Here is a 22,706-nt window from a genome sequence, read left to right as displayed (position 1 = left end):
CCAGCCACCCGGCCCCGCCGCTCAGCGCAGCACGCTGAAGTAGCGCTGCAGCGGCTCGCGCCCGGTGCGCGTGCGGTTGACCGGCGCCCGCGCGTCCTCCCAGCCCAGGGCCATGCCGCACACGACCAGCTCGCTGGCGGGCAGGCCCAGGGCGTCGCGCACGATCTGCGGGTAGCTGGCCAGCGCCCCGATGGCGCAGCTGGCCAGGCCCTGCGCCTCTGCGGCCAGCATCAGCCCATGCAAGCACATGCCCAGGTCCATGAAGCCGCCGGCGCCGAACTCGCGGTCGATGGTGACGACCAGGGCCACGGGCGCATCGAAGAAGCGGAAGTTGCGCTCGAACTGCAGCGCCCGCCCCTGCTCGTCGCCGCGCGCCACGCCGAGGGCGCCGTAGAGCGCCTGCGCCGCCGCCACCTGGCGCTTGCGCAGCTGCAGCGGCATGGGACGGGGAAAGTAGCCGTAGTCCTCGGCCTCTGGAACCTGGTCGCGCCAGGCCTGGCACAGCGCGGCGCTCAGGCGCTCGCGCGCGGTGCCCTCCACGGCCCAGAAGCGCCCGGGCTGCAGGTTGGCGCCGCTGGGCGCCAGGCGCGCCGTGGCCAGCAGGCGCTGCAGCAGCGCCAAAGGCACGGGCCGCGGCAGAAAGGCGCGCACGGAATGGCGCGCCTGCGCCAGTGCCTCGAAGGCGTCTTGCGCCTCGTGCAACACCAGGGGTTCCGTCATCAGCATGCGCCCACCTCCACCCATGCGGCCGTGCCCAGGCCGCCCGCGCCCGCAATGCAGGCCACGCCGCGCAGCGTCCTTGCCTGCGCGCGTGCCCGGCCGTCGAGCTGCGCCAGCACGCGCACCAGCGCGATCGCACCCGATGCGCCTATGGGATGGCCGCGCGCCAGGCCGCCGCCGCCGCGGTTGATGGCCTCGTGCGGCAGGCTGAAGGCGCGGCAGAACGCCAGGCCCTGGACGGCAAAGGCGTCGTGCAGCTCCAGCGCGTCCAGCGCGTCCAGGCGCCAGCCGCTGCGCTCCTGCGCCGCGCGGGCCGCGTCCACGGCGCAGAGCATGGGCGACTCGGGCGCGCCGCCCACGCTGGCCGCGCCGCGCCAATGCGCGCGCGGGGACAGTCCAAGGCGTTTGCAGGCCGCGGGCGTGGCCAGCAGCAGCAGGGCCGCGCCGTCGGCCCTGGGCGACACGGCGACGGTGCTCAGGCTGCAGTCCGTGCCGTCCGCAGCACTCGCGCCCGCCACCGCCGGCATGCGCGCCACGCGCGCGGCGCTCAAAGTACGCGGATAGGCGTCATACGCCAGGCCGCGCAGGGGCACGATCTCGGCGGCCATCTCCGCGCGTGCGGCCAGGCCGCGCGCATGGCTGGCCAGGGCGTAGGCGTCCTGCGCGCTGCGCGACAGGCCCAGGCGCCGCGCGCCATCGTGCGCGGCCTGCAGCATGTCGGGGTCGCGCGCGGGCCAGGGCGTGAACGCCGGCTGCTCGTAGGGCACGGGCAGCGCGCCGGCCTGCAGGGGGCGGCGCATGCGCAGCGGCGCGCGGCTCCAGCCTTCAGCGCCGCCGGCAAGCACCACCTGCGCCTGGCCCAGGGCCAGCAGGCCGCAGGCATGGGTGATGGCGTCCAGGCCGGCGCAGCACTGGCTGTCCAGCGTGATGGCGGGAGTGCGCTCGGGCAGCCCGGCGGCCAGCGCCAGCACGCGCGCCGGGTTGCCGCCCGCGCCCAGGGCATTGCCCAGCACCACGGCGTCCACGGCCCCGGCGGGCAGCCCGGCATCCGCCAGCAGGCGCGCCACCAGCGGGGCCGCCAGTTCGTGCGGCGCACAGGCCGCAAGCGCCCCGCCCACGGGCGCCACGGGCGTGCGCGCCCAGGCCAGGATCGGCATGGCGTTCATAGCCAGGGCTCCAGCAGAGGCGACGCGCCCGCCAGCGCGCGGCCTATGGCCGCATGGTCGGTCTTACCACTGGCGGTCTGCGGCCAGTCGCCCGCCCACAACCACCAGTGGCGCGGCGCCTTGAAGGGCTCCAGCACCTCGCGGCACCAGGCGGCCAGGTCTAGCGCAGTCGGCGGCGGCGCGCCGCCCTGCCACTGCAGCACGGCATGCACGCGCGTGCCGCGCAGGCCGTCGGCCGCGCCCTGCAGGCTGGCCTGCGCCACGGCGGGGTGGACCAGCAGGCGCGCCTCGACCTCCTCGGGGAACAGGTTCTTGCCCTGCGTGACCAGCATGCGACTTTCGCGCCCACACAGGTGCAGCAGGCCGCTGGCGTCCAGATAGCCGAAGTCGCGCACCGACAGCCACTCGCCCGCGCGCAAGGCAGCCGTCGCATCACCCCGGTTCACATAGTCCATGAACAGCATCGGGCTGCGCACCCAGATCAGCCCCGGCTGGCCGGGCGGCAGTGGCGGGCCGTGCGGATGCGAGCCTATATGCAGGTCCACATTGCTGAAGGGCCGGCCCACGGCCTGCGCGGGCGCACTGGGGTCGGCGTCCATCCAGGCGATGTAGCTGGCCTCGGACGCGCCATAGAACTCCACGATGCGCGCGCGCGGGAACAGCTGCCGCAGCGCGGGCGTGCGCTCGCGCAGCCAGCGCGCGCCGCTGATCAGCACCAGCTCCACGCCTTCGATAGGCGCCAGCTGCCTGCGCTCGGCATGCTCCAGCATCAGCACCAGCTGGCTGGGCACGGCCACCAGCAGGGGCGCGCCGCCGGCCTGCAGCGCAGCCAGCGCGCGCGGCGCGGAAAAGCGCTCCTGCAGCAGCGCGCCCGCGCCGGTCCACAGCCCCAGCAGCGCGCCGAACAGGAACAGCGAGTGCGACATGCGCCCCGGAGCCAGCACGCGCGCGGCGGCGGCGGGGCCAAAGTCCTGCAGGCTGACGCGAAAGCTCTCGGCCCAGGAGCGATGGTGGCGCGCAAAGCCCTTGGGCAGGCCCGTGCTGCCCGAGGTGAAGCCGATGTAGAACGGCGACAGCGGCGTGGCCTCGGCCTGCGCGCCGCGGCCGGCGGACAGGCCTGCCGCCACGGCCTGGGCCACGCCGGCCGGCCATTGCGGGTCGCCCATGGCGGCGCAGCGCCCGCTGGCGACCACGCCGAGGAAGGCCACCACGCCCTCCAGCGTGCCGGCGTCCCCCTGCAGCAGCACGGTGGCGGGCGCGCCCTCGGCATCGAGCCGGCGGGCATGGGCCTGCACGCGCGCGTGCAGCTCGGCAAAGCCCAGGCGGCAGCTTTCATTGGCCAGCGCCAGTGCCTGGGGCCGCGTGCGCGCCCAGTGCGCCAGCGGGCCGTGCACCCAGGCAAACAATCCCGAAAGCGTGTCACCGGCCAGCAGCCGCTGCGTGCCCGCGTCGGGAGCCGATGCCAGCGGCGCGCTCAACGCTCACGCCCGCCAAACTGCCAGTCCGGCAGCGCCTTGGCCACGGTGTGCACCACCACGGCGCACAGCACGCACTTGATCAGGTCGCCCGGCACGAACACCAGGTCGGCCATGAAGGCCTTGTCCAGCGGCATCTGCGCCAGCAGCACCAGGCCCGCGATGCCCATGGCATGCAGGAATACCAGGCCGCCGAGTGCCGAGGCGATGAAGGCACTGACCGCCGTGCGCAGCGGCGTGGCCTGAGGCAGCAGGCGCATCAGCGCACCGGTCACGCCCGCGGCCAGCGCATAGCCCACCAGGTAGCCGGCCGAAGGGGCCATGAACACGCCCAGACCGCCGCGCCCGCCCGCCAGCAGCGGCAGGCCGGCCGCCACCGCCGCCAGGAACAGCAGCAGGGCCTGAAAGCCCCGGCGCGCGCCCAGCAGGCAGCCGGCGAGCATGACGCCCAACGACTGCAGCGTGATGGGCACGCCCAGCGGCAGGTCGATCTTGGGGATCAGCCCCATCACGGCCATGAGGGCGGCGAACAGCGCCACCAGCGCCATGGAGTGGGAGGCCTTGCGGGATACGGCAGTGGTCATGGAAGATCCTTGGGTTGGTTATGAAAATGGCTCAAGTAGCAATTTCTGTTGACAAGTAAACCGCCGTCATCCCCGCGAAAGCGGGGAGATCCACCGCAGTGACGAAACAACTGCTTGTGCAGCACTTGGATCCCCGCCTGCGCGGGGATGACGGGCTCTGCAGACATTGCATGCCGTGGCCAGGCGAATCAACAGATATCACTACTTGAGCCATGAAAAAACGGCCTTCACCCGCCCAGGCGGGCGTAGAGGGCGTCGGCCACGCGCCTGGCGGCCTGCAGCATCTGCACCGTGAGCGGCGCGATCAGCCGCAGGCCGCCGGGGCGGCCGGTGCGCAGGCGGTGGGCTTCGTCCAGCCGCTTCCACTGCACGAAGAAATGCTCGGTGAAGCGCAGCATCAGGGCCAGCTGCAGCGACCAGCGCTCGGGCCGCAGGCCCAGGCGCGCCAGGGGCGCGAGCAGGCCGTCGAGCACCAGCAGCAGGTCCGTGGGGCGCGTGCTCACGGTGAGCGCCACGCCCAGCGTGGAGGCGCAGGCCAGGCGCAGCGCGCTCACGGCCGCCACATCGGGCCGCCCCAGCCACAGGTGAAAGACGGCCACCAAGGCCGCCGCCGCCAGTACCGAGACCATGAGCCGCCGCGCCACGCGCGTGGCCGGCCCCAGGCTGCGCCACAGCAGCGCGCAGGCCAGAGCGGCCGCCGCCAGCACCCAGGGGGCCGAGAGCAGGAACAGCAGCGTCCCCAGGAGCGCCATGCAGGCGAGCTTGCGGCCCGCGGGCCAGCGGTGCAGCCAGGTGAGGTGTTCGCTATAGAGACTGCCCATGGCGCACCGATCCCTCTATGCAGCCACGCGCATGCCCGCGTGGACAGCACGCGCCACGGTACGGGCATGGGCCACCTCCTGGGCCACGGCCGCCTCGTAGGCGGCGCATACCTCGCGCCCCGGCCCATCGCCGCGCACCTTGCCCGCATCCAGCCAGATCACGCGCGGGTAGTCGCGCACGGGATCCAGCACATGGGTGGACACCAGCACCTGCTGCGCGCAGCCGGCGATGTCGTCGGCCAGCCGCGCCCGGCCCGGCAGGTCCAGGCTGGCGTAGGGCTCGTCCAACAGCAGCGTGCGCGGCCCGGCCAGCAACAGCGCCAGCCAGCAGACCTGCTGGCGCTGGCCCTGGCTCAGGCTGCCCACGGCACGCGCGGCCCAGTCGGCCAGGCCGCGCGCGGCCAGGAAGTCGCGGGCACGCGCCAGCGCCTCGCGCCGCGCCAAGCCCTGCGGCTGCAGGCCCAAGGCCAACTCCTCCTCCACCGTGGGGAAGATGATCTGGTCGTCGGGGTTCTGGAACATCATGCCCACCCGCCTGGCCCGCAGCTGTCCCTGGGGCAAGGCGTGCAAATCCTGCCCCTGCGAGAGCACCTGGCCGCTGCCAGGCAGCTCCAGCGCGCACAGCAGGCGCAGCAGGCTGGTCTTGCCCGCGCCGTTGTGGCCGATCAGGCCGATGCGCGGCTCATCAAGCTTCAGGCTCAGGTCGGCAAACACCTGGCTTGCACCCCGGCGCAAATGCAGCTGCCGCAGCTCCAGCAAGGGCGTTGCGGCGGCGGCAGACACAAAGGCGACAGGCGGCATTCGGAATCCAAAGCAGGTATTGCGCAAATTCTAACCGCATGAAAAGTTTCGATAAAGCATTCAAAAGTAAGCATTTTTCAACAAAATCTTTTATCTATCGCTCAAAACATGACGTCAAAAGCGCTTAACCAGCAGCAAAATTAGCGCCAGATAGGGATTGCTCCGTGCGAAATAACGCCAAATACAGGAACACCACGGCTTCTTGGCGTCATCTGCCATCATTCCTCCTCATGACGCACGCAATATCCACTGCAGAACACGCGCCGCATGGACGCGAGCACGCACAATAGGCGCTCGCCACAGCTTCGTACCCTCCTCCATTCCCATGACGACAACTTCCTCCGCGCTAGAGCGCCGCAACCTTGGCCTGCTGGTGGCCGTCCAGTCCCTGGGCGGCGCCTCGCCACCGATCATCATTTCGCTCGGCGGACTGGTGGGGCAGATGCTGTCGAGCACGCCCTCCGCCGCCACCCTGCCCGTGAGCCTGTACCAGCTGGGGCTGGCCCTGTCCACGCTGCCGGCGGCCTGGCTCATGCACCGCGCGGGGCGGCGCACGGCCTATCTGCTGGGGGCGGTGATGGGCATGCTGTCGGGGCTGGTAGCGGCCTGGGGCATCAGCCAGTCGGACTTCACGCTGTTCTGCCTGGGCACGGCCCTGGCGGGCTTCTATGGCGCCTGCGTGCAGAGCTACCGCTTTGCCGCCATCGACGCCGTGGCCGACCCGACGCGGCATGCCGGCGCCATTTCGCGCGTCATGGTGGGCGGCCTGATCGCGGCCGTCATCGGCCCGCAGGTGGTGATCTGGACGCGCGACGCCCTGCCCGCCACGCCGTTTGCCGGCAGCTTCTACAGCCAGGCGGCCCTGGCCCTGCTGGCGCTGCCGCTCCTCATGCTGCTGCGCCTGCCGCCCGCGCCCCCGAAGGCCGCGGCCCACGGCGCACGGCCCCTGGCGGAGATCGCGCGCACGCCGCAATTCATCGTCGCCGCCACCGCGGGCGTGGTCAGCTACGGCCTGATGGCCTTCCTGATGACCGCCGCGCCCATGGCCATGGTGGGCTGCGGCCACAGCGTGGGCGAGGCCGCGCTGGGCATACAGTGGCATGTGCTGGCCATGTTCGGCCCCAGCTTCTTCACGGGGCGGCTGATCGAGCGCTTTGGCAAGCGCAGCATCACCGGGCTGGGCCTGCTGCTGATCGCCGCCTCAGGCGCGCTGGCCCTGATGGGCCTGGCGCTGACGCATTTCTGGGGCGCCCTGGTGCTGCTGGGCCTGGGCTGGAACTTCGGCTTCATCGGTGCGACGGCCCTGCTGGCCGAGGCCTACCGCCCATCCGAGCGCGCCAAGGTGCAGGCGCTCAACGACTTCCTGGTGTTCGGCACCGTGGCCGTGGCCTCGTTCGGCTCGGGCCAGCTGCTGCACAGCGTGGGCTGGAACGGCATCAACGCCGGCATGCTGCCCATGGTCGCCGTGGTGCTGGCGCTGCTGGCGTGGCAGGGGCTGCGCCAGCGCAAGCATGCCCATGCACAGGGTTAAGTCACTTCAATTTATATAGCTATTCGCGCTTTATGGATAAGCCTTAAGCGCCAAAAATGCCTAAACATTCATCAGGAGCACGCGTGCAATCAGCCAGCGAGCAATGGTTCGACGAAGCGTATTACCAGCGCTTTTATTTCGACAAGAAGACCCGTGTGATCGACCCCGCGCACACCGAGCGGCTGGGCGCCTTCGTCTGCAGCTACCTGCACTACCTGCGCGTGCCCGTGGCGCGCGTGCTGGACATGGGCTGCGGCATCGGCCTGTGGCGCGATCTGGTGGCCCGGCATCTGCCCGGCGCACAGTACCAGGGAGTGGAATACAGCGCTTACCTGTGCGAGCGCTTCGGCTGGCAGCGCGGCTCGGTGGTGGACTATCAGGCGGGCGCGCCTTTCGACTTCGTGATCTGCCAGGGCGTGCTGCCCTACCTGGGCGCGCAGGATCTGCGGCTTGCGCTGGACAACCTGGGCCGGCTGTGCCAGGGCGCCCTGTACCTGGAGGCCGTGACGCTGGAGGACTACGAGCGCGGCACCATCGACGAGGACCTGACCGACGCGCGCCAGTACCGCCACCGCGCGGCCCTGTACCGCCGGGGCCTGGCGCGGCACTTCAGCGACATGGGCGGCGGCCTGTGGCTCAGCCACCGCGCGCAGGTGCCGCTGTTTGCGCTGGAGACCCCGGGCCCGTGACCGGCACGCGCCGCAGCCTGTGCCCGCGCTGCCAGCGTCCCGCTGCCGCCTGCCTGTGCACCGCCGTGCGGCCGGTGGCGCACCGGGTGCAGGTGCTGATCCTGATGCACCCGCTGGAGCGGCACCAGGCCAAGGGCACGGCGCGGCTGCTGCACCTGTGCCTGCCGGGCAGCCGCCTGCTGGTGGGCGAGTCCTTCGCCCCCGATGCATTGGCGCAGGCATTGATAGAGCCGTGGAGCGATGCCGACCGCCAGGCCCCGCGCCATGCAGTGCTGTTGTACCCGGCCACGCCGCACGATTCACCCGGCGCCGCCCCAGCGCCAATGCCGCCCGGCTGGCTGGCCTGCCCCGAGCGACTGCGCCTCGTGGTGCTGGACGGCACCTGGCGCAAAAGCCGCAAGATGCTGTGGGCCAATCCCCAGCTGCAGGCCCTGCCGCGCCTGGCCTTGCATGCGCCACCGGCGTCGCGCTACGCCATCCGCAAAGCGCATGCACCGCACCAGCTATCGACGCTGGAGGCCGCGCAACTGGCGCTGCAACAGCTGGATCCCGCCAACCCCGGAACCGCCGCCCTGGGCGCAGCCATGCAGGCCTTCATGGCGCAGCAGCAGGCGTACTGGCCCGCGGCACGCTCGGCTATGCTCAACGCCACCCCACCTACATGAACCCTCAGGAGACAACATGGCCGAGCGCTATCCCTTCCCCGACCTGAACACCCTGCCCGAGGACATCCGCGCGCGCATCCTGGAGGTGCAGGAGAAGGCCGGCTTCATTCCCAACGTGTTCCTGGCGTTTGCGCGCCGGCCCGCCGAATGGCGCGCTTTCTTCGCCTACCACGACGCGCTCATGCTCAAGGAGGAAGGCAGCCTGACCAAGGGCGAGCGCGAGATGATCGTCACCGCCACCAGCGCCTCCAACCAGTGCCTGTACTGCGTGGTGGCCCATGGCGCCATCCTGCGCATCTATGAGAAGAACCCCCTGGTGGCCGACCAGGTGGCGGTGAACCACCGCAAGGCCGACATCAGCCCGCGCCAGAAGGCCATGCTGGATTTCGCGATGAAGGTCTGCAAGCAGGCGCACGAGATCGAGGACGCCGACTTCGAGGCGCTCTACCCCCACGGCTTCGACGACGAGGACATCTGGGACATCGCCGCCATCACCGCGTTCTTCGGCCTGTCCAACCGCATGGCCAGCTTTGCCGGCATGCAGCCCAACCCCGAGTTCTACCTGATGGGCCGGATACCGCGCGAGAAGAAGGCCTGAGTCGGAAAATACTATTGAATAAATAGCTGTAGACGCTTATCAATAAAGCGCTACAGCCATTTTTCACTTAGAAACCAAGGCCGCGCCACGGCAGCCGTCAAAGGCATCCAGTGGGCGTTGGTACGAAGGCGACTGCACGTCCAGCAGGCCCAGCATGGTGTGGTAGAGGTTGTCGTGCGTCAGCTGCGTGTCGGCGCCGGCGCGCAGGCAGGTGGCGGACAGGCGCTCGCGGCGCAGCAGGGCCTCATCCAGCCAGGCCACCATGGGCACATGCTTTTGCACGTCGGGTGCCATGCCGTAGGGCATGCCATGCAGGAACAGGCCGTATTCGCCCAGCGACTCGCCATGGTCGCTCAGGTACAGCATGCCGGTGTCGTACCGCGCGGACTGGCCGCGCAGCCAGTCGATGGTCTTGCCCAGGAAGATGTCGGTGGCGGCGATGGAGTTGTCGTAGGCGTTCACCAGCTCGCCGTGGGCACAGTCGGCCAGCACTTCGGTGCGGCATTCGGGCATGAAGCGCTTGGCCGCGCCGCTTGAGCGCTTGTAGTAGGCAGGCCCGTGGCTGCCCATCTGGTGCAGCACCAGCAGCACGCCACGCTTGCGCTGGGCCTCGGGCATGGCGGCCAGGCGCGCATCCAGGCCGTGCAGCATGGCCTCGTCGCGGCACTCGCCGCCGTCGCACAGGCTCTTGCGCGCCTCGCTGTCCAGGCCATCAACGGCCGAGGCATTCGGCACCCGGTCGCACACGCCCTTGCAGCCGGACTGGTTGTCCAGCCACAGCACGGCCAGGCCCGCGGCCTGCGCCACGTCCAGCAGGTTCTCATACTCATCGTCGCGCGCCTCGAACGCGCTCTTGCCCAGCGGCGAGAACATGCAGGGCAGCGAGGCCAGCGTGCTCGTGCCGCAGGAGCGCACCTCGCGCCAGCTCATGACCTGGTTTCTGGCCAGCTCGGGCGTGGTATCGCGGCCATAGCCGTTGATGCCGAAATGGTCGGCCCGCGCCGTTTCGCCCACCACCAGGACGAACAGCAGGGGCTTGGCGGCCGCGGCGTAGGAGGCGCCCAGCGCCGCGCCCTCGCTCATGGGCACCAGCGTGCGGCTACGCGCAAACACCGGGCGCACCACCGACACGGTGGCCGAGTACAGGCTGGCCAGCGGGTTCATCAGGTAGCGCAGCTGCGGGTGGTTGCGCATCAGCGGCGCCAGGTCGCGCGAAGTGGCCGCCACCGTGCCCGCGGCCACGCCGAGCGCCAGCACCAGCAGCACCAGGTTGCGCCACACCTGGCGCAGCGGGCGCATGGGCGGGATGCGCACGCGCAGCAGCCACCAGCTGGGCAGGGCCAGCACGGCCAGCACGGTCAGCAGCAGGCGCAGGCTCAGCAGGTCGGCCGCCTCGCGCGCGTCGGTCTGCAGCACGTTGGCGGCCATGCCGGGGTCCATGACCACGCTGTAGGTCAGCATGTAGTACTGCGCCAGCGCCGCCACCAGCACCACCAGCCACCACAGCAGCCTCATGCCGCGCGTCCAGGCGGTGAAGGCCAGGATGGCCACCATGCCGCAGACGATGAGCAGCGCCAGCGCCGCCGCCGAACGCATGTAGATGCTGGGCGCGCCGCCAATGCGCGTGAGCTGCAGCCACAGCGGCCAGTTGGCCGCGAGCACCAGGTAGAGGGACAGGCGCAGCACCACCTGCTGGGCCGACAAGGGGGTGGCAAACCAGTCGTCCAGCCGCTGCCATGCCTGGCGCATGCGCCCGGGCGCATGCCGGGGGGGCGTAGCGGGATTTGCCTGTGGGGAAGAAGAAACCAAAGTGTCGGAAGTAGGCTGAGGCATAAGCGTCTATATCGTCGATTCCACCGCTGAACCCAGGCTGAAGCCCGTGTTCAGGTTTAATTTTGCGTGGCAACGGCAATCATGCCGCGCTGGCGCAGCTGCAGCGCCGTATCCACTGCCAGGCCCCAGGCCCAGCAAATCCAGGCCGACCAAAGAGTATGGCTCATGTAATGCGCACCACGCATCTGCTGCGCCAGCCCCAGCACCATGCCCGCCAGCAGCATCCACAGCAGCCAGGGCCCGGCAACGCGGGGAGCCCTGCGGCGCAGCACGAACCAGCCCGCCAGATAGGCAAAGGCCGTCGATGCATGGCCCGCCGGAAAGCAGTGGCCCGCCCCTTCATCGCGCATGTTCCACAGCCAGTGCGATACGTACCGCGCCACGCCGCCAAACTCGGCCAGATCCCAGGGGCAGCTGGTGGTGTTCAGGCGTTTGAGCGCCGAAATCGCCAGGGCAGCACCGGCAATGGCCAGCAGCAGTTGCCAGCGCTCTTTTCGGGCAAGACGGCGCAGGAACCCCCAGGGCCTGAACACCCCCACGAACAGCGCCGCCAGCAGCGCCGCACCCGCCATGCGCGGCAGCTCGTGCAGCAGCAGCACAAAGAGCGCCTGATGGCGCCAGGCAAAGCCCTGCGGCGAGCCAAACCAGCGCGCCAGGGGCAGATCCAGGCCCGTGGCATCCCATAGGGCCAGCAGCACGAACAGCAACAGCGTCAGCGCCCACAGGCGGCGCGGGGTCCAGGAAGACATGATGAAACCAGGGCGTCGGCAAAAGCCCTGGACAGTAGGTCCTTGGCCTGAACGCAATATGAACGGGCAACGCCACGGCACAGGCCTGCGGGCCTACACTTCGCATCCTTGCAACTGCGACGGGGACGTGCATGCGCGTGCTGCTGGTGGAGGACGATGAGGCCTTGTCCCAGGCCTTGTGCGGCTATTTGCGCGCCAAGGCCTTCGTGGTGGACGCCGTGCCCAGCCTGGCGCAGGCCAGCGCGGCCCTGCATGCGGCGCAATACGCAGCCGTGCTGCTGGACCTGCACCTGCCCGACGGCGACGGCCTGAGCCTGCTGCCGCAGCTGCGCGCCATCAAGCAGCGCCCCAGCGTCATCGTGCTCACGGCGCGCGACCAGGTCAGCGACCGCATCCATGGTCTGGACGCCGGTGCCGACGACTACCTCGTCAAACCCTACGACCCCGGCGAACTGCTGGCGCGCCTGCGCGCCGTGGAGCGGCGGCGCAGCGCGGCGCAGGTGCCGGTGCTGAGCCTGGGCGAGCTGCAGATCGACCTGTCGCGCGAGCAGGTGCGCCGCGCCGGCGTGCCGATTGCCCTGACGCAAAAGGAATGGGCACTGCTGCGCGTGCTGGCCACCAGGCCCGAGCACCTGCACACGCGCGAGCGACTGCAGGATGCCCTGTACGGTTTCGATGATGACACCGACAGCAATACGCTGGAGGTCTTCATCAGCCGGCTGCGCCGCAAGCTGGGGCGCGAGCACATCGAAACCGTGCGCGGCCTGGGCTACCGGATGGTGCAAGGCGGCGGCGTCCAAAGCCCGGCATGAACCCTGTGAGCTCCGCGCACGCACAAAGCCTGGCCGGACGCCTGACGCGCGCCCTCATCCTGTGGGTGGGCGGCGTATGGCTGCTGTGCGTGCTGGGCGTGGTCTGGTACGTGGACAGCGAGATCAATTACAACTTCGACAGCGAGCTCGTCGAGGTTTCGCACCGCATGTTCGACATTGCGCTGGAGCATCTGGACAGGGCTGCGGCACGTCCCGCCGATGCCGGGCCACTGATCCTGCCCACCCCGGGCTCCTTTGCCGATGCCGATGTGCTCTACCAGCTCATCGCACCCGACAACCGGGTGCTGGCGCGGTCGGCAGAGACCCGGTCCGAGCAGTTCGACGTACCGCTGGCCCAGGGCTTTGCCAACACCGGGCAATGGCGCGTGTACACGCTGATCCACCCCACGCGAGCCATCTACCTGCAGGTGGCGGACCCGCTGCAGGAGCGCAGCGAGGCCGTGAACCGCACGCTGGCCGGCCTGATCGTTGCCATGGTGGCCATGCTGCCACTGCTGGCCCTGCTGCTGCGGCGCATAGCGCGGCGCGAACTCAAGGTGCTGGACACGCTGACGCAGGAAATCAGCCTGCGCGGCGGCCAACTGCTCACGCCCATTGGCCTGGCCGATCTGCCACGCGAGCTGCGCAGCGTGGAAGAGCATGTGAACCACCTGCTGGAGCGCCTGGCCCTGGCCCTGGACGTGGAGCGCGCCCTGGCGGCCAATGCCGCGCACGAGCTGCGCACGCCGCTTGCCGCCGCGCGCCTGCGCCTGCAAACGGCGCTGGAGCATGGCCTGAGCCACAGCGACGTGCAGGCCGCCATCGGCTCCCTACAAACGCTGGGCCAGCGTACCGAGAAGCTGCTGCAACTGTCACGCGCGGAGTCCAGCACCCCCTTCACGCGCCAGCCCGTGGACCTGGTGCAACTGGCCACCACGGTGGCACAGGAGTTCTGGCAGGAAGAGCGCGCGGTGGACCGGCTAGATCTGGTGCAGGCCTACGAAGGACCTGCTCCCGTGGCCCTGGGCGATTTCGACGCCCTGGCCATTGCGCTGCGCAACCTGGTGGAAAACGCACTCCACTATGCCGGCGACAGCCCCGTTGAACTGATCGTCGGGCCGGGCTGTGCGCTGGCGGTGCGCGACCATGGCCCCGGCGTGAGCGGCGACCGCCTGCAGACCCTGCAGCAGCGCCATGTGCGCCATAGCGCCGAGCGCACAGGCTACGGGCTGGGCCTGTCCATCGTGGCCACCATCGCCGCCAAGCACGATGCGCTTCTGACGCTGGCATCGCCATTGCCGGGCGAGAGCGCTGGCTTCGAGGCGCGCATGCAACTGGTCGCTGCTACAGCACCAGCTGACGCATCCAATCCGGCAGCGGTGCAGCCTTTTGCGCCGGAAAATCGACCCAGATAACCGTGGCCCCTCCGGCGGCGGCCAGCACGCCGGGCTGGTCCACGCGCTCGATGGTGGTCCAGGTCTCGAACGTGGTGCGCGCCGGGTCGCTCACGTAGAGCTTGAGCAGCAGCTGGGCCGGGTATTCGAGCTGGCGGTAGAAGTTGCAAAACGCGTTCACGATCACCGGCCCCTGGCCCTTGGGGTCGGGCTGACAGCCCGCGGCCCGCATCCATTCCACGCGTACGCTCTCCATGTAGCGAAAGTACACCGCGTTGTTCACATGACCCATGGCGTCCATGTCGCCCCAACGCACATCCATTTGCATGGTGTGAACCCATTTTTTCTGCTCGGCAATCTCGATTTTCATGGCTATCCCCGTCACTCCCTCAGATGCCGCGCAAGCTGCCCGTCCTTGCCCTGCCGCGGCGTGAATACAATCGCCGCCAGTACGGCCCCAGCCCTCTGGCTGAGTGGACCGGTCTATTTTCCAACGATCCAAGCAGAAGAGACACCCATGACGAATGAAGAAATCCTCGCCCAGTACGGCCCGCGCGAAGCCATGGAATACGACGTGGTCATCGTCGGCGGCGGCCCGGGCGGGCTGGCCACGGCGATACGCTTGAAGCAACTGGCGGCCGAGAAGGGCCAGGACGTCTCCGTCGTGGTGCTGGAAAAGGGGTCCGAACCCGGCGCCCACATCCTCTCGGGCGCCATCATGGACCCGCGTGCGCTCACCGAGCTGATCCCCGACTGGAAGGCCAAGGGCGCCCCCCTGAACCAGCCCGTGACCGATGACGCCTACATCTTCCTGAGCGAAAAGTCAGGCTTTCGCGTACCCAACGCCGTCCTGCCGCCGTTCGCACACAACCATGGCAACTACATCGTGCGCCTGGGCGACGTCACCAAGTGGCTGGCCGAGCAGGCAGAGGCGCTGGGCGTGGAGATCTTCCCCGGCTTCACGGCCGCCGAGGTGCTCTACAACGAAGACGGCTCGGTCAAGGGTGTGGCCACGGGCAACATGGGCATCGGCAAGAATGGCGAGCCCACCGAGAACTTCCAGCTCGGCATGGAGCTTCTGGCCAAGTACACGATCTTCGCCGAGGGCGCGCGCGGCCACCTGGGCAAGCAGCTGATCGCACGCTACAAGCTCGACGAGGACCGCGATCCGCAGAGCTTCGGCATCGGGGTCAAGGAACTGTGGGAAATCGACCCGAAGAGGCACCAGCCCGGCTTCGTCATGCACACCGCCGGCTGGCCCATGGACAGCAAGACCTACGGCGGCGCCTTCCTGTACCACCTGGATGACAACAAGGTGGCGCTGGGCTTCGTCACCGGCCTGGGCTACACCAACCCCTACCTGAGCCCCTTCGAGGAATTCCAGCGCTGGAAGACCCACCCGAACGTCCGCTGGTACTTCGAGAACGACAAGGGCGAGGTCACGGCCAAGCGCCTCTCGTACGGCGCGCGCGCCATCAACGCCAGCGGCATCAATTCCCTGCCCAAGACGGTGTTCCCGGGCGGCGCGCTGGTGGGCTGCGACGCGGGCTACCTGAACGTCAGCCGCATCAAGGGCAGCCACTCGGCCATCAAGACCGGCAAGCTCGCCGCCGAGGCCGCGTATGACGCCATTCAAAGCGGCCGCCAGCACGACGAACTGAGCGCCTATCCCAAGGCCTTCGAGGAAAGCTGGCTCTACACCGAGCTGAACAAGGACCGCAACTTCAAGAACTGGTTCAAGTACGGCCTGGCCACCGCCACGCTGATGAACGGTTTCGAGCAGTTTGTGCTGCGCGGCCACATTCCCTGGACGCTGCGCCGCGACAAGGCCGACCACGAGTACCTCAAGCCCGCGGCCGAGTGCAAGCCCATCGTCTATCCCAAACCCGATGGCAAACTGACCTTCGACCGCCTGTCCAGCGTCTTCATCAGCAACACCAACCACGAGGAAAACCAGCCCGCGCACCTGACACTCAAGGACGCCAGCGTGCCGGTCAACATCAACCTGGCGAAGTACGCCGGGCCCGAGAGCCGCTACTGCCCGGCCGGTGTCTACGAGTTCGTGCCCGACGAGGCCCAGGGCAGCAACGCCCAGCGCCTGCAGATCAACGCGCAGAACTGCGTGCACTGCAAGACCTGCGACATCAAGGACCCGACGCAGAACATCGTCTGGGTCACGCCCGAGGGGGGCGGCGGCCCGAACTATTCGGGCATGTAGCATCAGGCTATTGGATGCAATGATTTTGATAGCTTGTCGCGCTTATCCAACAAGCGTTACAAGCCAATTTCATTAAAACTCAACGCGTATCATCGATACGGGGAAACAACCAACGCGGCCACTGCGCGCAAACGCTAGACTCGCGTGCCAAGGCCGCATGACCTTCCTGCAGCGGCCTGGGATAACAAGCACAGGAAACCCCGCACGTTCAATTGGAGAGTGAACCGAAATGAAGAGTTTGTCTTGGGCCCCCCTAGGCGCAATCGCCCTGGCCATGGCCACCCTTGCCCCCGTGGCACATGCGCAGCAAAAGTCCGTGGCCGTCACGGCCATCGTGGAGCATCCTGCCCTGGACTCGGTGCGCGACGGGGTGCAGGCGGCCCTCAAGGCCGCGGGCTATGAAACCGGCAAGAACCTGAAGTGGCAATACCAGAGCGCGCAGGGCAACACCGGCACGGCGGCGCAGATCGCACGCAAGTTCGTCGGTGACAACCCCGACGCCATCGTCGCCATCGCCACGCCTTCGGCCCAGGCCGTGGTGGCCGCCACCAAGACCGTGCCCGTGGTGTTCTCCGCCGTCACCGACCCCGTCGCCGCCAAGCTCGTGCCCAGCTGGGAGGCATCCAAGACCAACGTGACCGGCGTGTCCGACCTGCTGGCGCTCGATAAGCAAATGGACCTGGTCAAGCAGGTCGTGCCCGGTGCCAAGCGCGTGGGCATGGTCTACAACCCCGGCGAGGCCAACTCGGTGGTCGTCGTCAAGGAGCTGCAAAAACTCCTGCCCACCCTGGGCATGACCCTGGTCGAGGCCGCCGCCCCCCGCTCGGTGGACGTGAGCAGCGCCGCGCGCAGCCTGATCGGCAAGGTCGACGTGATCTACACCAACACCGACAACAACGTGGTCTCGGCCTACGAGTCGCTGGTGAAAGTGGGCCAGGACGCGAAGATCCCGCTGGTCGCCTCGGACACCGACAGCGTCAAGCGTGGCGCCATTGCCGCTTTCGGCATCAACTACCGCGACCTGGGCGAGCAGACCGGCCGCATGGTGGCGCGCATTCTCAAGGGCGAGAAGCCCGGCGACATCAAGCCCGAGCTCAGCACCAAAATGGAGCTGTTCGTGAACCCCGGCGCCGCAGAAAAACAAGGCGTCAAGCTCTCCGACGCGCTGATCAAGTCGGCCGCGCAGGTCGTTCAGTAACAATACGGGCCTTTGCCCATGCCTGCAGGAGCCCCCGGGCTCCTGCTTTGTTTTTGACTCCCAGCCCCCAGCACCGCCCATGTCACTTTTTTCCCTGCTCGGCGCCGTTGAAATCGGCCTGATATTCAGCCTGGTGGCCCTGGGGGTCTACATCTCCTTCCGTCTGCTGCGCTTTCCCGACCTCACGGTGGACGGCAGCTTTCCGCTGGGCGGCGCGGTCTGCGCCATTCTGATTTCCACCGGCACCAACCCCTGGCTGGCGACGCTCGCCGCGACGGCGGCCGGCGCGGCGGCGGGCCTGATCACGGGCTGGCTCAACGTCCGGCTCAAGATCATGGACCTGCTGGCATCCATCCTGATGATGATCGCGCTGTACTCGGTGAACCTGCGCATCATGGGCGGGCCCAACGTGCCGCTGATCAATGACACCACCCTTTTCACGCTGCTGCAGCCCGAGAGCATTCCCGACTACGTGGCGCGCCCCATGGTGCTGTTCGTCGTGGTGGTGCTGGCCAAGCTGCTGCTGGACTGGTTCTTTGCCACGGAGCGTGGCCTGGCCATCCGTGCCACCGGCTCCAACGCGCGCATGGCGCGCGCCCAGGGCATCAACACCGGGGCCATGGTGCTGCTGGGCATGGCCGTCTCCAACGCCCTGGTGGGCCTGGCCGGCGCACTGTTTGCTCAGACGCAGGGCGGCTCGGACATCTCCATGGGCATTGGCACCATCGTCATCGGCCTGGCCGCCGTGATCGTGGGCGAGTCCATCCTGCCGTCGCGGCGCATCGTCTGGGCGACGCTGGCGGTGGTGGTGGGCGCCATCGTCTACCGCTTCTTCATCGCGGCGGCGCTCAACAGCGACTTCATCGGCCTGAAGGCACAAGACCTGAACCTGGTCACCGCCGCGCTGGTCACGGTGGCGCTGGTGATCCCGCAGCTCAAGCGCAAACTCAGCAGCCGCAAGGCCTGACGTACCCCCAGGAGAAAACGCCATGCTGAGCGCACAAGACCTTTTCATCACCTTCAACCCCGGCACGCCCATAGAGACGCGCGCGCTGCGCGGTATGTCGCTGGAGATCCCGGCCGGTCAGTTCGTCACCGTCATCGGCTCCAACGGCGCGGGCAAGTCCACCTTCTTGAACGCCATCTCGGGCGACATCGGCGTGGATCAGGGCCGCATCGCCATCGACGGCCTGGACGTGACGCGCCGCCCCGTGTGGGAGCGTGCCGAGCGCGTGGCGCGCGTGTTCCAGGATCCCATGGCCGGCACCTGCGAAGACCTGACCATCGAGGAAAACATGGCCCTGGCCCAGCAGCGCGGCACGCGCCGCGGCTTGGCGCGCGCTGTCAAGCAGGCCGAGCGCGCCATGTACCGCGAACGCCTGGCCACGCTGGGCCTGGGGCTGGAGAACCGCCTCACGGACCGCATCGGCCTGCTCTCGGGCGGCCAGCGCCAGGCCGTGAGCCTGCTCATGGCGGCGCTACAGCCGTCCCGCATCCTGCTGCTGGACGAGCACACGGCGGCGCTCGATCCGCGCACGGCCGACTTCGTGCTGCAACTCACGGCGCGCATCGTGACCGAGAACAAGCTCACGACCATGATGGTCACGCACAGCATGCGCCAGGCGCTGGACGTGGGCCAGCGCACCGTCATGCTGCACCAGGGCCAGGTGGTGCTGGACGTGTCGGGCGAGGAGCGCGCACGCCTGGATGTGCCCGACCTGCTGCAGATGTTCGAGAAAGTGCGCGGCGAGAAGCTCTCGGACGACGCCCTGCTGCTGGGCTGACCCCCTGTTTGCGGGCCGGCACCCTATCGGCCCCTATCCACCCTCCAAGTCAACACCAGACACCCATCTTGGTTCGGGCGCGCCGCACAACGGCAGCTACCGGCCAAGCCCCTCCGAGGACTCTTCATGAGCGCCAGCGACTCCGCCTCCAGCAACCACCTGCACCGCGCATTGAAGGCGCGCCACCTGTCGATGATCGCCATCGGCGGTTCGATCGGCACCGGCCTGTTCGTCGCCTCCGGCGCCACCATCTCCCAGGCCGGCCCCGGCGGCGCCGTGCTGGCCTACATGGTCGTGGGCCTGATGGTCTACTTCTTGATGACCAGCCTGGGCGAGATGGCCGCCTACCTGCCCACCTCGGGCTCGTTTGCCACCTACGGCGCGCGCTACGTCGATGAGGGCTTTGGCTTCGCCCTGGGCTGGAACTACTGGTACAACTGGGCCGTGACCATCGCCGTGGACCTGGTGGCGGCGCAGCTCGTCATGGCCTACTGGTTCCCGGGCGTCGACGGGGTGCTGTGGAGCGCGGTATTCCTGGCCATCATGTGCGGCCTCAACGCCATCTCGGTGAGGGGCTTTGGCGAGGCCGAATACTGGTTTGCCGCCATCAAGGTGACCACGGTGATCATCTTCATCGGCATCGGCCTGCTAATGATCCTGGGCATTGTGCGTGGTGGTGCGCCCGAGGGCCTGTGGGGCAATCTGGCGCTGTGGACGCAGGGCGATGCGCCCTTTGCCGGCGGTTTTGCGGCACTGATCGGCGTGGCCATGATCGTGGGCTTTTCCTTCCAGGGCACGGAGCTGATCGGCATTGCCGCGGGCGAATCGGAAAACCCGGCCAAAAACATCCCGCGCGCCGTGCGCCAGGTATTCTGGCGCATCCTGCTGTTCTACGTGTTTGCCATTCTGGTCATCAGCCTGCTCATCCCCTACACCGATCCGCAGCTGCTCAAGAATGATGTGGGCGACATCGCCGTGAGCCCCTTCACCCTGGTATTTGAACGCGCGGGCCTGCTGTCGGCCGCCGCCCTGATGAACGCCGTGGTGCTGTCCTCGGTGCTGTCGGCAGGCAACTCGGGCATGTACGCCTCCACGCGCATGCTCTACACCCTGGCCTGCCAGCGCATGGCACCGGCCATTTTTGCCCGTGTGAACGCGCGCGGCGTGCCGGTGATGGCCCTGATCGCCACCACGGTGGTGGCCGCCCTGTGCTTTCTCACCAACATCTTCAGCCCGCAGGCGGTATATATCTGGCTGCTGAACCTCTCGGGCATGACGGGGTTCATCGCCTGGCTCGGTATCGCCATCAGCCACTACCGCTTTCGCAAGGGCTACGAGGCGCAGGGCCTGCACCTGTCGGCCCTGCCCTACCGCGCCGCCGCCTTCCCCTTCGGCCCCATCTTCGCCTTCGTGCTGTGCATGACCATCACGCTGGGCCAGAACTACCAGGCTTTCCTGCAAGAGCGCATCGACTGGACAGGTGTCGTGGCCACCTACATCGGGCTGCCGCTGTTCCTCCTGGTCTGGTTCGGCTATCGCTGGATCAAGGGCTCGCGCATCGTGCCCTACAGCGAAATGCAGGTGAAACCCGAGGCCTATTGAGCCCCTTCCAGCCTGCCGCTACACCCCGAGCGGCAGGTCGGCTTTTTTCAGCGTGCGCAGCACAAAGCTCGACCGGCTGTGGCGTATGCCCTTGATCTTGTAGAGCTTCTCGCGCAGCAGGCGCTCGTAGTCGCGCGTGTCCTTGACCACCACGCGCAGCAGATAGTCATAGTCGCCCGAGACCAGGTGCGCCTCCACCACCTCGGGAATGCTGGCCAGCATCTCGCCAAACTTCTCCAGCGTGTTGTCGGAATGGCTGTCCAGCGTCACCTGCACCAGCACCGTGTCGCCCAGGTCAAGCGCCTGGGGATTGAGGCGCACCGTATAGCCCTCGATCACGCCGGCCTCCTCCATCTTCCGGATGCGCCCCCAGCAGGGCGAGGGACTCAGGCCCACGGCGGCGCCAATTTCCTGCAGGCTGGCACGCGCATTGGCCTGCAGCACGGAGAGAATTTTTTTATCAAGTCGATCCATGCTCTGCATTATTCACAAAATGAGTAATTTGCAGAAAATTTTTCTTCAATTAAAGGAAATCCAGAGAAATTAAGCAAATTCATCTATGCCGCGCGGCGCATACTCTCTGTACGGAGAAAGGCCGTTTCATAGCGGCAGGCACGTAGCGTAAAGACCTTTATCTTGGGGCGGCGGCAATCCCGCCAACCCACTGCAAACGGCGCCCTTACCGGGGCGCCCGACATTGGCAACCCCCGCCCGGTCACCGCCGGGCGGGGGTTTGGCTGTATGCTGAATCGGGCCATGCTGACATCTACTATGAAGCGGCCCAACTGGCCGGCAGGGTGCAGAATTGGCGCCATTTGCCACATGAAAAAACGGACAAACATCTTGACAAGCACCGGCAGCATCACCCAAAACTTGAACGCAAAAACGGCACCGTCCTACTGCCCCGGCTATGGCCGGACAAGGTGCGCTGTTCTACCATCGACTCCATCTATCTGAGACTCCGGTCACCGCATGTCTGCAGCGTCCCATCTCGCACGCGAGGAGGCCGCCTTCCACGCTTTTTATGCGCTGGAGCGCCCAGCCCTGGAGCAAGCCTGTAGTTACTTCATGGCGCTGCTGCAGTCGATTTTGTCGCGTGCGCGCGACATTGATATCGCCAAGATTGATGGCCGTGTCAAAGACCGTGACGAATGCGTGCACAAGTTTTCACGCAAATACCGCACGGCTCTGGAAGAAAGCAGTACGCCCTACGAGATCCGCCACTACATCACCGACCTGATCGGCGTGCGCGTGGTTTGCCTGTATGAGGACGAATTGGAGAAAGTGGCGCAGATCGTCCAGTCACACTTTGATGTGATCGACGTGACCGACAAGACCAGCGCCATGGAAGGCACCGAGGCCTCGTTCGGCTATAAGGGCCTGCACCTGGATCTGCGGCTCAATGCCACCCAGGCCGCGCTGCCGGAGAATGCCGCCTATGCCAACCAGCCCTTCGAGCTGCAGGTTCGCACCATCATCCAGGACGCCTGGAGCGTGCTGGATCACAAGATCAAGTACAAAAAATCGATCCCCGCACAGCTCAAGCGTCGCATTAATGTGCTCTCGGCACTTTTCGAATTGGCCGACCGTGAATTTCGCCAAATCCGCGATGCCACAGCCGCCGAGCTGCAACGCGCACCCGACGAAATCACCGAACCCGAAGCCGAAACCGAAGCGGCGCGCCTCCAGGTGCCAGGTAGCGAGCTCAACGCCTTCACCTTCCTGAAGATCGCCAACCACTTCTTCAAGGATGTGGAGTTCGACGCCCAGAAGGTGGATCAGTTCGTGGAGGACATCCGCGCCTGGTCGCCGGGCATCACCCGCTCGCGCTTCAATGCGCTGCTGCGCGAAACCCTGGCCACAGTCAAGCGCTACAAGCAGTTCTACGAGGAGCACAACCCGGAGAACAGTTTCACCCCCTTCACCGTGATACGCCACTGCCTGTACCTGGGGGACAAGCAGATATTTCGTCGTGCTTTGCGCAACAGTTCACGCGAGGCCTTCGAGGCCTGGTTGCAGGGCCAGGCCTGAGCGCGTGCTCATGATCTTTTCATAGGGTACGCACG

The 22,706-nt window shown here is 67.6% G+C and carries 22 protein-coding genes; 12 read left to right on the top strand and 10 right to left on the bottom strand.

The genetic code is table 11. The features are described from left to right. Positions 1-21: 21 nt before the first annotated feature. The 6 genes from P7644_RS10240 to P7644_RS10215 form a co-directional block, all read right to left on the bottom strand. The gene (locus tag P7644_RS10240; RefSeq protein WP_404303173.1) at positions 22-720 is read right to left on the bottom strand and encodes a nitroreductase; all 699 of its coding nucleotides are present in this window, start codon (positions 718-720) and stop codon (positions 22-24) included. After that, on the bottom strand, positions 720-1,886 hold the full coding sequence (locus tag P7644_RS10235) for a thiolase family protein (RefSeq protein ID WP_404298810.1): 1,167 nt from the start codon (positions 1,884-1,886) through the stop codon (positions 720-722). The genes P7644_RS10240 and P7644_RS10235 overlap by 1 nt, the downstream gene beginning before the upstream one ends. After that, a complete protein-coding gene (locus P7644_RS10230; protein ID WP_404298808.1) occupies positions 1,883-3,364 on the bottom strand; it encodes an AMP-binding protein in 1,482 nt (493 codons plus the stop codon). Before P7644_RS10230 ends, P7644_RS10235 begins: the two co-directional genes overlap by 4 nt. After that, positions 3,361-3,945, bottom strand: coding sequence for a biotin transporter BioY (locus P7644_RS10225; protein ID WP_404298805.1), 585 nt, complete (start codon positions 3,943-3,945; stop codon positions 3,361-3,363). The genes P7644_RS10230 and P7644_RS10225 overlap by 4 nt, the downstream gene beginning before the upstream one ends. A gap of 227 nt (positions 3,946-4,172) precedes the next feature. After that, positions 4,173-4,766: an energy-coupling factor transporter transmembrane component T gene (locus tag P7644_RS10220; protein WP_404298804.1), complete on the bottom strand. Its 594-nt coding sequence runs from the start codon at positions 4,764-4,766 to the stop codon at positions 4,173-4,175. Between the two features lie 15 nt (positions 4,767-4,781). Further along, on the bottom strand, positions 4,782-5,567 hold the full coding sequence (locus P7644_RS10215) for an energy-coupling factor ABC transporter ATP-binding protein (RefSeq protein WP_404298802.1): 786 nt from the start codon (positions 5,565-5,567) through the stop codon (positions 4,782-4,784). 325 nt (positions 5,568-5,892) lie between these two features. Here P7644_RS10215 and P7644_RS10210 point away from each other — a divergent pair, with 325 nt between their 5' ends. From P7644_RS10210 to P7644_RS10195, 4 genes are all read left to right on the top strand, one after another. Next, positions 5,893-7,098 carry an MFS transporter gene (locus P7644_RS10210; protein WP_404298800.1) on the top strand — a complete coding sequence of 402 codons (1,206 nt, stop codon included), beginning with the start codon at positions 5,893-5,895 and terminating at the stop codon, positions 7,096-7,098. An 83-nt stretch (positions 7,099-7,181) separates the two neighbouring features. After that, positions 7,182-7,787: a class I SAM-dependent methyltransferase gene (locus P7644_RS10205; protein ID WP_404298798.1), complete on the top strand. Its 606-nt coding sequence runs from the start codon at positions 7,182-7,184 to the stop codon at positions 7,785-7,787. Beyond that, positions 7,784-8,452 (top strand): tRNA-uridine aminocarboxypropyltransferase, encoded by a 669-nt coding sequence (locus P7644_RS10200; protein WP_404298796.1) that lies wholly within the window; start codon positions 7,784-7,786, stop codon positions 8,450-8,452. Before P7644_RS10205 ends, P7644_RS10200 begins: the two co-directional genes overlap by 4 nt. Before the next feature lie 16 nt (positions 8,453-8,468). Next, complete coding sequence (locus P7644_RS10195; protein ID WP_404298794.1) at positions 8,469-9,050, top strand: peroxidase-related enzyme; 582 nt, start codon at positions 8,469-8,471, stop codon at positions 9,048-9,050. 63 nt (positions 9,051-9,113) lie between these two features. Here the strand turns inward: P7644_RS10195 and P7644_RS10190 are convergent, their stop codons facing one another. Both P7644_RS10190 and P7644_RS10185 read right to left on the bottom strand, forming a co-directional pair. Then, complete coding sequence (locus P7644_RS10190; protein ID WP_404298793.1) at positions 9,114-10,799, bottom strand: phosphoethanolamine transferase; 1,686 nt, start codon at positions 10,797-10,799, stop codon at positions 9,114-9,116. Between the two features lie 140 nt (positions 10,800-10,939). Beyond that, positions 10,940-11,632 (bottom strand): phosphatase PAP2 family protein, encoded by a 693-nt coding sequence (locus tag P7644_RS10185; RefSeq protein WP_404298791.1) that lies wholly within the window; start codon positions 11,630-11,632, stop codon positions 10,940-10,942. Between the two features lie 131 nt (positions 11,633-11,763). On the opposite strand from P7644_RS10185, the gene P7644_RS10180 reads away from it, so the two are divergent. Together P7644_RS10180 and P7644_RS10175 are read left to right on the top strand one after the other, a co-directional pair. After that, a complete protein-coding gene (locus P7644_RS10180; RefSeq protein ID WP_404298790.1) occupies positions 11,764-12,444 on the top strand; it encodes a response regulator in 681 nt (226 codons plus the stop codon). Continuing rightward, positions 12,441-13,859: a sensor histidine kinase gene (locus P7644_RS10175; RefSeq protein ID WP_404298788.1), complete on the top strand. Its 1,419-nt coding sequence runs from the start codon at positions 12,441-12,443 to the stop codon at positions 13,857-13,859. The genes P7644_RS10180 and P7644_RS10175 overlap by 4 nt, the downstream gene beginning before the upstream one ends. Here the strand turns inward: P7644_RS10175 and P7644_RS10170 are convergent. Continuing rightward, positions 13,789-14,208 carry an acyl-CoA thioesterase gene (locus tag P7644_RS10170; RefSeq protein ID WP_404298787.1) on the bottom strand — a complete coding sequence of 140 codons (420 nt, stop codon included), beginning with the start codon at positions 14,206-14,208 and terminating at the stop codon, positions 13,789-13,791. The two genes, P7644_RS10175 and P7644_RS10170, sit on opposite strands and share 71 nt — an antisense overlap. A gap of 147 nt (positions 14,209-14,355) precedes the next feature. On the opposite strand from P7644_RS10170, the gene P7644_RS10165 reads away from it, so the two are divergent. The 5 genes from P7644_RS10165 to P7644_RS10145 all read left to right on the top strand — a co-directional run bounded on the left by P7644_RS10165 (position 14,356) and on the right by P7644_RS10145 (position 20,640). Continuing rightward, the gene (locus tag P7644_RS10165) at positions 14,356-16,056 is read left to right on the top strand and encodes an electron transfer flavoprotein-ubiquinone oxidoreductase (protein ID WP_404298785.1); all 1,701 of its coding nucleotides are present in this window, start codon (positions 14,356-14,358) and stop codon (positions 16,054-16,056) included. Positions 16,057-16,285: 229 nt separating this feature from the next. Further along, positions 16,286-17,254, top strand: coding sequence for an ABC transporter substrate-binding protein (locus tag P7644_RS10160; protein ID WP_404298782.1), 969 nt, complete (start codon positions 16,286-16,288; stop codon positions 17,252-17,254). A 79-nt stretch (positions 17,255-17,333) separates the two neighbouring features. Beyond that, entirely contained in the window at positions 17,334-18,221 is an 888-nt protein-coding gene (locus tag P7644_RS10155; RefSeq protein ID WP_404298780.1) for an ABC transporter permease, read from the top strand. Between the two features lie 22 nt (positions 18,222-18,243). Further along, positions 18,244-19,038, top strand: a complete 795-nt coding sequence (locus P7644_RS10150; protein ID WP_404298778.1) for an ABC transporter ATP-binding protein — start codon at positions 18,244-18,246, stop codon at positions 19,036-19,038. Positions 19,039-19,164: 126 nt separating this feature from the next. Beyond that, the gene (locus tag P7644_RS10145) at positions 19,165-20,640 is read left to right on the top strand and encodes an amino acid permease (protein WP_404298776.1); all 1,476 of its coding nucleotides are present in this window, start codon (positions 19,165-19,167) and stop codon (positions 20,638-20,640) included. Between the two features lie 18 nt (positions 20,641-20,658). Here the strand turns inward: P7644_RS10145 and P7644_RS10140 are convergent, their stop codons facing one another. Further along, positions 20,659-21,114, bottom strand: a complete 456-nt coding sequence (locus P7644_RS10140) for an Lrp/AsnC family transcriptional regulator (protein ID WP_404298774.1) — start codon at positions 21,112-21,114, stop codon at positions 20,659-20,661. Positions 21,115-21,612: 498 nt separating this feature from the next. Between P7644_RS10140 and P7644_RS10135 the strand changes: the two genes are divergently transcribed. Then, complete coding sequence (locus P7644_RS10135; RefSeq protein WP_404298772.1) at positions 21,613-22,671, top strand: GTP pyrophosphokinase family protein; 1,059 nt, start codon at positions 21,613-21,615, stop codon at positions 22,669-22,671. Positions 22,672-22,706: the final 35 nt, after the last annotated feature.

The sequence above is a fragment of the Alicycliphilus denitrificans genome (genome assembly GCF_044792555.1).
GTDB lineage: Bacteria > Pseudomonadota > Gammaproteobacteria > Burkholderiales > Burkholderiaceae_C > Alicycliphilus > Alicycliphilus denitrificans_A.
The sequence above is the reverse complement of the archived record's forward strand: the minus strand, read 5'-3'. Positions and strand labels throughout refer to the sequence as shown.